Origin of the sequence: Microbulbifer sp. TB1203, assembly GCF_030997045.1 — a bacterium.
Taxonomy (GTDB): Bacteria; Pseudomonadota; Gammaproteobacteria; order Pseudomonadales; family Cellvibrionaceae; genus Microbulbifer.
Window position 1 is genome coordinate 2,199,835 of the sequence record NZ_CP116899.1, and the last position, 13,066, is coordinate 2,212,900.

The window sequence follows — 13,066 nt, forward strand, 5'->3', positions numbered from 1 at the left end:
CTTCCTTCACCCTCTCCCGCAGGCGGGAGAGGGGAGTAATAGCCTGACTCCGGTCCGGCGCGCACGGCGCACCCTGCGCACTGCTTTTTTTTTGCTATCAAAGGGGGTAGGTTCGGTTGCTCCTTGAACCATCCACCTCCAGTTCGAGCTGCAGGACATTCTCCGCAGGGAAATACTCCACCCCGTGCACCTGCTCCAGGTTCTGATCCAAAATCCGGTATTCGCTGCCGTCCGGCCGACTCACGGCCACATCCACTCCGTCGCGGTACGACAGCAGGCCGTCGCCGTCCGAGTCCCGACTTATCACTTCGTAGTAGAGGAATATCGCCGCTGCGCCGTAGCCGACGTTGTTTCGGTAGAGCTGCCGGTAATTCACAACCAGGTTGCGGTTATCGTCGAATAACCGACGCGGCAGGATTCCTCGCCGGAAGACGAATTCCAAGTTGCGGATCTCCCCGCTGCCGGCGCTGTCGCGAACTTCCCGCAGGCGCAATTTCTGCCCCAGGATCTGCACCTCTTCCCCGGTTGCCAGTTGCACCGGCACCGCGTCCGGCAACTGCTGCAGTTCCGGGGATTCCCGCGGCCGCTCTTTCACGGCTTGAACAGCGGGCGTCTCCTCATAGGCGGCTTTCATCCGGTATGCGGAATTCTCCGTCTGCTGCTCTTCATTGGAAGCCAGGTAAATTGTTGCCAGGAAGGCTGCACACAACAGAATCACAGCCAGGTAGGGCGAATAAGCAGAGCCCACGCGGTCAATAGCGTTCATTGCACCCACCTCAGGTTGGAGTTCCGGGTCACCGAGCCGAACCACTCATTCTCGTTTCCGCCATCCCTGTCCATGGTACGCAGGGAAAGCTGTCGGCTGTCCAACTCAGGGGCGTAAAGAAAGGCGATACGACGGCCGTCCGGGGAAAACACTGGGGATTTGTGCAGTGCCTCTCTGCTGGTCAACTGTCGGTGATTGCCCTCCAGGTCCGAGAGATAAATATGCATAGCTCCCTCGTATACCTTTTTGTGTGTGCTCTCGTCGTAGCGAAAGCGATAGTCGGCCAGGGCGGCGTAGAGCAAGCGCTTACCGTCGGCGGACCAATCGGGGGGCTGCTGAATCTGCAGGTTTTCGGGGGATATCCGCTGTTCGCGACCGCTGTCCAGGTGGCGCACCCACAGCTGCCGGCTCTCCCCATTGAGGGGATGGACGATATAGGCGATCTTTCCACCGTCCGGAGACCAGCGGGCGGAAACAATGCGAAGGGCCTGGTTAACGTTCTTTAATTGAAGTGGCGGTTCAGAGTTATCGGCTGAGACCAGCAGAATTCCGGATTTCTCTCCGTCGCGCCGGGCCAGGGCTATCCGACGGCCATCCGGTGACCAGGAGAAATCGTACAATTCGTCCGCCTCCGCGAGGACCCGTTCACCCTTTCCGTCTGCGCCCGCCACGAGCAACCGATGTCGGGTGCCACTGCGGATAATGGCGATATCCCGGCCGTTGGGGCTAAACCGGGGTTTCAATTCCCGGTCGCGGCTGGCAACAATCTTTTTCGGCTCTCTGCCGTCTCTTTCGATTAGATGAATATTGAAGTCTTCCGAGGTTCTGTTCAGGTCCACCCGGGGGTTGTCCTCTCGGTTCGAGGAGAAAACCAACCTGCCATCGGCTGACATATCCGCATCCAGATCCCGCCAGCGGATATTGTCGGTGATTTTCCGCACTTCGCCGGATTCGTTTACGGAATAAATATTGGCAACGGGGCCGAGAACTTTTGCGCTGAAAATAATTTCGGCATTGCCGGGTCCGGAAAAAAACAGAGGAAAAGCGGCAAAGACAAAGCACAGCAACGTTTTCGCAATGCGAGGGTAAAACCTCATCCCCATAAACTGTAGAGTCACATTTTCTCCCGTGGGCGGCCCTGCCAGGACACAATCGGTCAGAACCGCCTGTTCTAAAATAATTAATCAGTGCACCTCTAAAAAATGGCGATTCCGGTCTTTTCCGTAGGGTGCGCCGTGCGCACCAGACAGGGCTGATGCGGACCCCGAAGTTCTCGGTGCGCACGGCGCACCCTACGACTCGAATAACGGATTGGTTTTCTAATTACAGGTCACCGTACCGGGATCGCCACTGCCCTGTATGCCGAAGTTCGCGCTGCTGCCCGGCGCAATGGAACCGTTGTAATCGACGTTGGAGGCCGTGTACGGACTGGCCGAACCCGACAGGGAGACACTCCACGAACCGGTTACCGTAATCGGATTACCGGTCGACACATCGAAAGCCCAGCCGTTGGTGGTGGAGCCGCCGTTGTTGGTCACCGTCATATTCGCCACAAAGCCACTGCCCCAGTTGTTCAGGTCAACGCTGCAACTCAAGGCGTCGCCACCGCCGCTCGACGAGGAGCTTGAAGAGCTGCTCGAGGAACTGGAGCTGGACGATGAGCTGCTGCTCGACGAGCTGGAACTGGACGATGAACTACTGCTCGAGCTGCCGGATGAGCCGGAACTGCTGACAAACGTGGTCACGCTCTGGGCATCCACCGATACCGACGCCGAGTGGTTCGAGACATTGACAATCCCGTCGTTGCTCACGTTCTTGCTGCCGGAGGTGGTGTATTTCGTGAAACTGCCTGTACCGATATTTTGCAGGTTTAACGTCAGGTCGCGCGGTGAGGTGTTCATGTTCACGACCACCACCGTGATATCGTCGCTGTTTTTGTAGGCGGTAGCGTAGACATCCAGAGCCGGGTTGGCGGTCGCGCCGATACGCGTGTAGCCCGGCCGGATAAACCTGGAGTACTGCGACATCAGGTAGCCGCGCTTGCTGACGTTGCCGTCTTCGGTAAGAAGTCCGTAGCTGCGCCGGATATACCACCACACATAGGCGCTGAAATTCGCCATCATGCTGTCGTGCAGTTCTTTACCGACGTCCAGTGCCAGGGGCCAGGCGTTCGCCGGATTCTGGCTGTCCGTGTAGTGCTCGGTCATCCACAGTTCCTTGCCCTTTTCCCGCGCCAGCGGGTAATCCCGCAAACCACCGCCGTAAAGGTGCCCGGCGATAATATCGACATGGGGTTCCGCGCTGGCGTTGTTCAGTATGGGATCGGTCAGGGCGGGATTGAAGTTCAGGGACTCGGCGGCCATGACTTTCAGGGAACCGAAACGCGAACCCTGGCTGGTCAGAAAATCAATAAACTCGCCGGAGCTCCACAGGCAGGATTCATAATCCGGGTCCCAGTCCGGCTCGTTTTGCAGGGATACAGCGTGCAGGGACACACCGTTCCCGGCCATGTAATCGGCAAAGTCCAGCAAATACTGTGCGTAATCGTCGTAGTAATCCGGGTCCAGGCGCCCGCCGACAACATTGTTATTGGTTTTCATATGCGCCGGCGGCGACCAGGGCGTAGCGAATACCGTGGCACCGTACAGCGACTGCGCGCGCGCCGGCGTGGCCACCTGTGCGCTCCAGGCGTCGGGATTGGCGGGGATCTTGACTCGTAGAATGCTCAGTCCGAGCTGCCCGGGACCATTGCCGAATGCGGTGTCCACCTGCGCCGGAGTCAGGTCGGCGATCCATTCCGGAACGTTGATGCCGCCGAAACCACTGATGTGCTGGTATTCGGTATCCGGATTGATATTGATTGTTGCAGGGCCGGAGTCGCTGGCCGCTGCGATCTCCCCGGCCGAGGCGATCAGGGTGACCCTGTCCAGCCGCGCGCCGTCCTCCCTGCGCTTGATTCTGAGTATGTGGGTGCCTTGCCCGAGATTGGAAAAGGTCGCGGGCATCAGCGATTCCCAGCCGCTGGTCACGGAGTTGTTCTGTGTGCTCCAAGAGCCCGAATCGATACTGTAATAAAACGAGTCGTCATTGGCATTGGCCATATTGGCCAGCACCTGGAACTGCACGTCCGCCGGTTGCGACAGCGAAAAGATTACTTCGACCTGGCCCTGTTCACTGTCCGAGGGCGAACCCAATGCCTGATCGCCGTTATCCGGCCAGACGATATACTGTCCGCCGGAAGCGGCGGAATCGCTCTGCACGGCAAACGGTGAGAAATTACTCTGGCCCGAGAGGCTTTCCAGTTCCACGTTCAACGTGCTGCTGCCGCCCGAGTCGCCGGTAAAGCGGTACCAGTTCATGTTCACCCGGCCGTTGGCGCGCAGGAAAAGATCGTGCAGGCCGCTCGCCGATACATCGGCCGATTGTATTTGCCAATTCTGCAGCCCACCCGTGGCGGAGATCTGCAGCGTGCCCACAGGCGGGTTGTTCACGTCGTCGAGAATAATATCGATGCTGGTATTGCTGTTGCTCGCCAGCCTGGCCTCAAAGCCACCGACTCCGGAGCCGAAGTCGACATTGGAGATCTTTATCCAGTCTCCGAAGTCCATCATCACATTCAGGGTGCCGTCGCTGCTGTGCTCGGTTTCGATGCCCTGCTCACTGTCGATGGTTTCGGCTTCGTTTCTGGCAAAGGGGTCGACGTTTTTTAGCTTCGGCACGCCCGCCAGGCCCGCGTCGACCTGCTGGATACTGCCGTCGCCGTTGTAAAAGAGCCGGTCCACGTTAATGGATCGTTGGTAAATACTGGCACCCCGCGCATTGGCTACCACGCGATTGTGGTAAAACAGGTACCATTGATTATCGTATTCGAGTATGGATGCGTGATTGTTGTTGTAGTTGTTTTCCCAGGGGTTGGGCAGCACCGTGCCTCGGTACTGGAAGCCCGAAGTCGGGCTGCTGCTGGTCATGTAGTCGATTCGCATCCCGTTATCGGGATTGGTGGAATAGGACAGGTAATAGGTCCCGTTCCTTTTGTGCATGTATAGCCCTTCGAAGAAATAGGGCACGTCGATGGTAATGGCCGATCCGCTGGTGCTGATCATATCGTCGTTCAAGCGGATAACCCGGGCATTGCCCGGCCCGCCACCGCCGAAGTAGAGGTACGCCTGGCCGTCATCGTCGATAAATACACCTGGATCGAACAGCCACTGCACGTCGGCGTTAGGCGTGTTCCGGTCGACCAATGGCCTCCCCAAAGGATCGGTAAAAGGGCCGCCGGGACTGTCGCTCACGGCGACACCGATCGAACCCGCGCCGTCCGGGAAGTACAGGTAGTACTGTCCGTTGCGGGAAATAATGTCCGGGGCGTAGGCGCGATTTGCCCAACTGGTGTCGGCCTGCACATCGAACACCACGCCGTGGTCCCGCCAGTTGATCATGTCGTCCGAAGAGAACATGTGATAGTCGACCATGTCGTAGCCCGACTGGGTATCCAGGTCGTGCGACGTGATCACGTACATTCGTCCGTCGAACACCCGCGCCGCCGGGTCTGCCGTGTAAACGTGGGATACCAGCGGATTGTCGGCAGAGCAAACGCTTGCAACTGATAACAGGAAAGTGATGAAAACGGTTTTCAGCACCGTTGTTATCCGGTTTTCATCAATACGGGACCAGCGATTTACACTCATTCTGTTCATGTCCCCCTCCAATCAGGGTTTCATAACGCAATGAGCGGGTGTCTGGCGGCAGACGCCGCCAGACACCCGCAGGAGTTATAAAACCGCTATTACTGGCTACTCCACAGACGGTTCAGCAGGTTTGTCTTTCTTTGATCAAAGTCCTGCCACTCACCCCAACCCTCGGTGTTGCTGATGGGATCGTAGGCGTGGCCGTACCAGCCACCGGTATCGCCGGATTCCGGGTTGATGGACCAGTAGCATCCCTGGATGTCTTTCTCCACCATGTAGTCCACGAAGGCATCCTGCCACTGTCCGTCGACAATGCCGGGCTGGATATGGGACCAGCGATTCTGGTCGCGCACCGCGCCTTTGTCCGGCCAGTCCAGGTTGCCGCCGAACTCGCCCACTACCACGGCGTAGCCCATGTCTCTCAGGTAGCCGAAGTGCTCTTCCCAGCCGGGAACGAGGATTTCCGGATTGATTACGATATTGCAGTCGGCGTCGCCGGCGGCATCACCTTCCAGTCCCTCACACGCGGGCTGAGCCGGATCCATGAACATCTTCTGCACGAACACGGAGGGGCCATAGACGTGCGGAGAGAACACCAGCCGCTCGCGGGGAATATCCGGCGGGTTGGCGCCGGCCTCGAAAAGGTTTTCGCCCCAGTTGGGATTGGTGAATTCCTCGCCGTGAGGCACCTGGGTGATGGTGTCCGGCGTGCCGTCCTGATTATCGGCGGTGCCGGAAATACCCTGCACGAACAGCAGCATATTGGGACTCACCTCGTTGATGACCGCATAGGCATCTTCGATATGGGTTTTCCACTCCGCCCAGGTGTAGTCCCAGGGCTCGTTGAAAATATCGATGCCGATAATGTTATCCACGCCCAGTTCCTGTTCGAGTTCGGCCAGCTCGCGCAAAGTATCGAGCCAGGCGGCCTTGTCGTAGGGCTGGATGCGGGTCACGCCATCCGGGTTGTTGGTGGCCGCGCAGGAGCTGTCCTCGCGGAAAAAGTCATAATTTTCGCGGTCAGCGTCCGCATAAGGCGGGCGTGCATCGAAGCGGCCGGCGCGCCAGCCCACATAGTTTGAGCAGGAGTGAACGTCCAGCATCACTTCGATGTTGTTCGCATCCGCGGCCAGGATGAACTCTTCCAGCGCCTGACGCGCATTGGGTACGCGCACGGACTCATGGTTTTTCAGGTAGGGAGCCTGGCCCTGGGGATCATTGGCATCCAGGGTTTGCGGCGCAATCGGGAAGCGCACCACGTTGACGCCCATGGCGGTGATCTCACTCATGTCCTGCTGGATGGTGCGACCGGTGCCCTGGTTGCCGTTGGCCCAGAAGGTGTTGCCTATATACAGCTCCATAGGCGCACCGCTGGGGTTGGTGGGATCGTCGGACGGCTCGTGCCGGCCCTCGAGACCAAACCAGGAGCCACACTGCAGCGGGAATACCTCACCGTTCTTGGTGATATTGCCGGTTTCGTCAACACGGAATCGTCCACCGGAACTGCTGCTTGAGGAGCTGGAGCTGGAGGAAGAAGAGCTTGAGCTGCTGCTGGAGGAGCTGGAGCTGGAGCTGGAGGAAGAAGAGCTTGAGCTGCTGCTGGAGGAGCTGGAGCTACTGCTGGAAGAACTGGAGCTCGAGCTCGAAGAGGAGCTGCCACCGTCGCCGTTCACTATCACCGGCACCGGTGATACATTGCCCGGCGTGGCGGTAAAGCCGATGCTCACCTGGCCGCCCGGCTGGATGGTCCCGTTGTAGCCGGCGTCCTCGACCACATAGTGATCCCCAACCTGGGATACGATAACGCCGTTCCACAGGTTATTGATATTCACCGCCATATCGAACTCGACGGACCAGCCGGATATCGTCGTGGACCCGTCATTGACTATCACTATCTCTGCCTGGAACCCCTGGCCCCAGTCATTGACTATGTTCATCGTTGCCTGCGCCGCGAAGGCGGAAGGCACGAACAAACATAGTAACCACATCAGTAGGTACTTATTGATCGATCGAAACATTCCTATTTCTCCCATCATTGTGAGTTTTATATTTACCGCTAAAATTCATCCTATGAACACGGCACCCGACAGGCGCGCCGACATACTCCTTTCTGACTTCGTGAACAGGCGCAACGAACCCATTACACCCTCTTGTTCAAACAGTACCGCCGGCACGAAAAATCCCTCGGACGGACAGCTTCAAATGGAAAAGTCCCCCTCAATAATGTGTGCGAAAAAAAATCGGCGGGAGGAAACCTCCCGCCCAAGCTCGCACCACAATTTACAATCGGTAGTTGACCCCCAGGGCCACCCGGGGTTCGGACATGCTGTAGGTCATGGGGTTGTCGGAGAATTCCAGATAGCTGGTCTGTTCCTCCCCGGTGAGATTGATCGCCTCGGCGGTAAACGACAGGTTGTCCATCGCGTGCCAGGTCACATTGGCATCCCATTGGCCGTAGGCGTCGAAAAACTCCGCCATCGCCGGGGTTTCCACCGTATTCACCACGTGGTTGACCAGGCCGAAGTTAGAGCGGTAAGGGGACAGGTATTCGTCCCGCCAGGTGTAGGCCAGCCGCGCGCTCAGGAATTCGTTTTCGAAAAATCCCATCAGGTTGAAGGCATTTTCCGATACGCCGGGCAGGCCCAGGTCGTCGTGGGTCATTGAGGTGACCGACGTCTTGCTGTCGGAGAAGGTGTAGTTGAAGGAATAACCGAAGCCGTTCTCGAAGGACTGCTGCAGGGCAAATTCCAATCCCTTTACACTGCCGCCGTCGCCGTTCACTGGGCGGGAGACGCCGCCGGTTCCCACTTCGTCCGGGCTGAAGTCCGGCTGGGTTTCGGTGCGCGTCTCGGTGGCGATAAAGGTGTCCACCGCTTTCATAAAGGCGCCGACGGAGACGTAGCCCAGGTCGCCGAAATACCAGTCGTAGGCGATATCCGCCTGGGTGGCGCGGAAGGGTTCGAGCAGCGGGTTACCGGCGCTGCCGCCGGTGAACTGGAAGTAATCACCACCGCCTGCCGCATCCACACGGGTGTAGTTTTTGGAAAAGCCCTTGCCCATGTCCTGCAGGTTGGGCCGCGCGATTACCTTGGCGGCGGAGAAGCGCAGCTTGGTGTCCTCGCTGGTATCCAGCGCGAAATTGACGCTGGGCAGCAGGTCCCAGTAGGTCTCTTCGGTGGTTTCGGTGGTATAAGTGCCATCCAGCAACACGCCCTGGCTGTTCCAGCCGTCGGTGGCGAGAGACTGCAGGCTGGCCTGGGGGGTAGTTACCACCGAGGTGATTTCCACATCGGTCTTCACCGCCCGCAGTCCCACATTCAGGTTGTAGGGCAGCGTCTCGCCGACAAAATCCGCCTCCACATAAAAGGCGCTGGTGGTCTGTGCCGCGGCCCAGGATTCCAGCGGCACCAGGAACAGCTGCGAAGGTGCATTGGGGGCCAGGCCGTCGTGCCAGGCGGAGACATCGTCGGTGATTACACCGGCATCCGGCATGATCACCCGGCCCAGGTAACCGCCGGAGGGGAAGAAGTCCCCGATGCTGGCGTAGGCACCTGGGTTCATGGTGAAGTTCTGCCAGGGAATCACACCCGGGGAGCTGCTCCAGCGGTCGAAATCCGCTCCGTAGAGCGCCTGGGAGAAGGGAATGCCGCTGGAAGTGGTCAGTTCCCCCGCTTTCGAGCCGATGGCGGAGTCGTGGAAATAACCCCAGGGGCCGAAGGGCTGGTTGTCGTCGATGCCGTCGCCGTCGATATCGCAGCTTTGGTTGGCGGGAATGCCACCGTTGCCGCACAGGTCGTAGTAGACCGCTTCCTGAATGCCGGGATTGCCCTCGCCCGGATCCGCGTCGGGATCAAAAGTGGAGTCGGCGATCAGATTGCCATCCTCATCGAACTGTGCCGGGCTGGCGGCGCCCTGAGTTTGGGAGAAGTCGGTGAGATAGCGCAGTTCATTGAACTCCACGTCCTCGCCGGCCATGCGCAGGCCGAATTTCAGGGTGCGCAGGTCCCCGAGGGCGATGTCGTACTCCACATCCGCGCGCGCGGACCAGTTGTCGTACTCCACATCCGAGCCCAGGGCCCAGGCGGACTTGTAGTTGCGGTAGGCGGGGTTCTGCAGCCAGTCGGCATTGCGCATCGCCAGATCCGGCCGGTCTCCGGCGCTGTAGCGATAGCCGTAACTGCCCCCGTCCGGCCCCACGTTATTGGGCGTGTGCGCCCAACCGCTGGGGCTGGCATCCGTGCCCACCCAACTGGTGACGTTGTAGGGCGTCATGCGCGAGTCCATATAGCCGGCGCGCTGCTTCTGGTCGGCCACTGCGTAGTTGATGCTGCCGCTGGCCCGCCAGGGACCGCCGTCGTCGAAACTGACCCGCAGGGCGAAGTTGTCCGCGGTGGATTCGCTCACCTCCCCGGCGGTACTGGTTTCCATACCGGCACCGTTGGCATTGAACACCGCCGACTCCACCACCCCGACCTTGCCGCTGGTATCCAGGCTGAAGGGCTGGCTCTCGTCGAAACCGGCAAATCCGTCGGTGGCCATGGGGTGCTTGACCGCGTACTGGTGGTTGACGACTTCCAGTTCGTTGCGGAACCAGTCGAAGCCCACTTCCGTGGAATCGGTGGGGCGCCATTGCAGGGTGATGGAACCGCCGATGCGCTCGCGCTCCTGTTCGGTGTCCATCACGTAGTACATGCCGGGAGCCATGTAGGGGGTGCCGCCGGCGTCGCGTACCGTCTGCAGGAACTCGTCGAAGGTCATCGACGAACCCAACTCCTCCACGCTGACGCCCCGCTCCGCGGCCATGCTGTCGAAAGCGTCCTGCACCGCGTCGCCGTTGGTGGTGAGAATGCCGCTGTTCTCCCGCGAGAAGTTCTGGATAAAGTCCGTATGCTGGGTCTTGTTGGTGGTGCTGAGGGTGACGATCGCGGCAAACTTATCGTTCCAATTGTTGCCCAGAACCAGGAAACCGGAGGGCTGCGCATCGCCGGAATCCTGGCCGTAATCGCCCTTTATATTGGCGGCCACCAGCGGCGCATCCAGGGCGAAGGCACTGCGGGTCTTCAGGTTGACCACGCCACCCATGCCCCCTTCCACCATGGAGGCGACGGGGGTCTTGTACACCTCCACGCCGCCGAGCAGTTCCGAGGGCACCCCTTCCAGGGAGCCGTCGTACTCCTGCTTCCACTCGTTCATCTGGAAATATTCCATGCCGGAAGTGAAGCGCTCGCCGTTCAGCAGGGTGACATTCTGGTCCAGGCCGCGGATGCGCACTTTGGTACCCTCGCCGTCGCGGCGGTCTATCTGAACACCGGGCAGGCGCTGCAATGTTTCGGCGATATTCTGGTCCGGCATTTTGCCAATATCTTCGGCTGTGACGGCCTCCACAAATTGAGTGGAATTCCTGCGGATATCGATGGAGTGTTCCAGTGAACTCCGCAGTCCGGTGACCACAACCTCTTCCATGCCGCCTTCACTGGCGGGTGTGGATTCCTGGGAAATTGCGGGCGCTACGACGCCAGTACCCGCCAGGGCAATGGCTAAAGCCAGGGGTTTCGTACCAATCATTTTCTCTCTCCGTGACTTTCCTTAATTGGTTCTGTTACCTCGGGCACGTCGAATGGCTATGTCAAGGCTTTGGGGCGGGCCTGCTGCCGGCCGTTCTTTGCGGACACGGGCCAGGCGCCCTCCGCGAATACGTCCCTGCAGGCTTGTCCGCGGGGTCGCTCTCCAAGACAGCCCCGCAAAGAACCGCTCAGGCCCTTTGCATCAAGCTTTTTGGCTTAACTTAGCGCCATTCACCTCGGAGCACTTGTACGCAAAGGCCCCTGATACATCATTGCTGGACATCACTACCGGGTTACATCGCGAACAATCCCGGCCGGTGGATAATCCGCAGCCGGTGGTAATAAAGATGGAAGAGACAAATAAGGAGGGAATTCCGCCGCGTCCATTTTTCGGAAAAACGCGGGAGTCCGCATTCGGTAGCGGAATGGGGGACACTTGCCGGCAACCCTCCCAAGGGAGGATATCGGCTGCTCTCTCTCGATCATCGTTCTAATCCGTCTTATTTATTATATTTATCACCTGATATGCACTCGGCCAGCAGGGACAAATTTTTCCTTTCTTTTATAGGGGAGGGATTTTGGATGAGGTGCCAGGGGAGGTCGTCCAGGTTTGCACGGGGACAAATATTTTTACTAAGTTTGTGGTCGCTGGGCGCATTCCTTTACCTCTATCACTGCACTCGGAGCAATGTGGGACACTTTGCGAGGCAAAGAAGTTTTACACGACAAAGATTGGCGGGAAAAACAACATAAATTTAAACGATTTACTGGGTAAACATTCCTGCGTGACAATTATTCTTACCACTTCCGTACCAACTAACGCCATTGGAAACAACGCGGAGCATCCGGACGCCGACGGATATTGGCAGTAAAAAGCAATCTTCTCGTCCCGGATTGCACTCCCCCAGGGGTTTCACCAGTGATAGATTCCGCCCAGCCTCTCCACTAACCGCTGAGAACATCATGGTCCAGCTAGTTGTAGATTCCGGGTGCGATCTGCCGGATGAGTTTCTGCGCAAGTTCGCCATTCCGGTATTGCCCCACTCCGTCAGCATTGGCAGGGATACTTTTGGGGACCAGCGCAATCCGGCACAGATGGCACATTTTTACACACTTTCCCTGGTGGACCGGTCTCACCATATAGCTTCCGGGCCAGCCCCAACCACGGAGATCGAAAACCTGCTGCAGGGCCTGCTGAAAAAAGGCTGTCGGGACATAGTGGTTCAGACCATCAACAGCGCCAACAGCCCCACTTATAAGAATGCCCTCACCGCAGCGCGCGGGCTCATCGCCAGTCGCGGCGAAAGTGACGAATTTCACATACACACACTGGATTCCCGCACGCTTTTCTCCGGCCAGGGACTGCTGGCGCTCTATACCCTTTCGCTGATCAGCAAGGGATTCAGCGGCCGTGAAATCAAGGAAAAGGCAGAGGCGTTCAGCCGCAAGATCCACGGCTATGCGGCTATCAGGGATGTCTACTATGTGCGCGAGCGCGCGCGTAACAAGAATGAAAAGAGTATCAGCTGGCTCAAAGCCGTCGCCGCGCGCCACCTGGATATGCACCCCATCCTGTCGATGCACAGCGATGGCAGTACCGTGACCGATACCCTCCGCGGCTACGACAACTGCACCGAGGCGCTGTTCAAGCTGGCGGCGGACAGAATTCGGGCCGGAGATCTGCTGGTGCCCATGGTGGTGGTGAGTATTGCCGGCAAAATCGAGCAGCTGCCGGAGATGACGGGATTTGCGGAGTTGGAGCAGGTGGCGCGGGAGCACAAGGTAAAAATCTACCGCTCGGTGATGAGCCTGTCCGGCGGTATCAACCTGGGGCCGGGGACTGTGTCGTTGGCTCTGGCGGTGTAGTAGTCAAATCAAACTTCCATTCTCGTGATACCTGCGCGGGAACGTCATCCCGTGATCCGGTACCGGTAGTCCTGTGGCATCTGGGTTCCGACCTGCGCCGGAACGACGAAAATGCGTGAGGGACACCTATTGCGAAAGAAGCGATATACACCATGCGAAGACCCTGATGCCGGGGGCGTTTT

At 58.5% G+C, this 13,066-nt stretch carries 6 protein-coding genes; 1 reads left to right on the top strand and 5 read right to left on the bottom strand.

Annotated features, from left to right (window positions below; genetic code table 11):
* Positions 1-97: 97 nt before the first annotated feature.
* From PP263_RS09240 to PP263_RS09260, 5 genes are all read right to left on the bottom strand, one after another.
* Positions 98-766 carry a hypothetical protein gene (locus PP263_RS09240; RefSeq protein WP_308368126.1) on the bottom strand — a complete coding sequence of 223 codons (669 nt, stop codon included), beginning with the start codon at positions 764-766 and terminating at the stop codon, positions 98-100.
* Entirely contained in the window at positions 763-1,707 is a 945-nt protein-coding gene (locus tag PP263_RS09245; protein WP_308368127.1) for an LpqB family beta-propeller domain-containing protein, read from the bottom strand. The genes PP263_RS09240 and PP263_RS09245 overlap by 4 nt, the downstream gene beginning before the upstream one ends.
* A gap of 378 nt (positions 1,708-2,085) precedes the next feature.
* Complete coding sequence (locus PP263_RS09250; protein ID WP_308368128.1) at positions 2,086-5,463, bottom strand: family 43 glycosylhydrolase; 3,378 nt, start codon at positions 5,461-5,463, stop codon at positions 2,086-2,088.
* Between the two features lie 89 nt (positions 5,464-5,552).
* Positions 5,553-7,391, bottom strand: a complete 1,839-nt coding sequence (locus tag PP263_RS09255) for a cellulase family glycosylhydrolase (RefSeq protein ID WP_308368129.1) — start codon at positions 7,389-7,391, stop codon at positions 5,553-5,555.
* A gap of 343 nt (positions 7,392-7,734) precedes the next feature.
* Positions 7,735-11,019: a TonB-dependent receptor domain-containing protein gene (locus PP263_RS09260; RefSeq protein WP_308368130.1), complete on the bottom strand. Its 3,285-nt coding sequence runs from the start codon at positions 11,017-11,019 to the stop codon at positions 7,735-7,737.
* A gap of 962 nt (positions 11,020-11,981) precedes the next feature.
* On the opposite strand from PP263_RS09260, the gene PP263_RS09265 reads away from it, so the two are divergent.
* Positions 11,982-12,884: a DegV family protein gene (locus tag PP263_RS09265; RefSeq protein ID WP_308368131.1), complete on the top strand. Its 903-nt coding sequence runs from the start codon at positions 11,982-11,984 to the stop codon at positions 12,882-12,884.
* The last annotated feature ends 182 nt before the right edge of the window (positions 12,885-13,066 follow it).

Bases quoted from the DNA above. Each gene is read 5' to 3' on its own strand.
- PP263_RS09255 (WP_308368129.1), bottom strand. From the start codon at position 7,391: ATGAACATAGTCAATGACTGGGGCCAGGGGTTCCAGGCAGAGATAGTG.
- PP263_RS09240 (WP_308368126.1), bottom strand. From the start codon at position 766: ATGAACGCTATTGACCGCGTGGGCTCTGCTTATTCGCCCTACCTGGCT.
- PP263_RS09250 (WP_308368128.1), bottom strand. From the start codon at position 5,463: ATGAACAGAATGAGTGTAAATCGCTGGTCCCGTATTGATGAAAACCGG.
- PP263_RS09265 (WP_308368131.1), top strand. From the start codon at position 11,982: ATGGTCCAGCTAGTTGTAGATTCCGGGTGCGATCTGCCGGATGAGTTT.
- PP263_RS09260 (WP_308368130.1), bottom strand. From the start codon at position 11,019: ATGATTGGTACGAAACCCCTGGCTTTAGCCATTGCCCTGGCGGGTACT.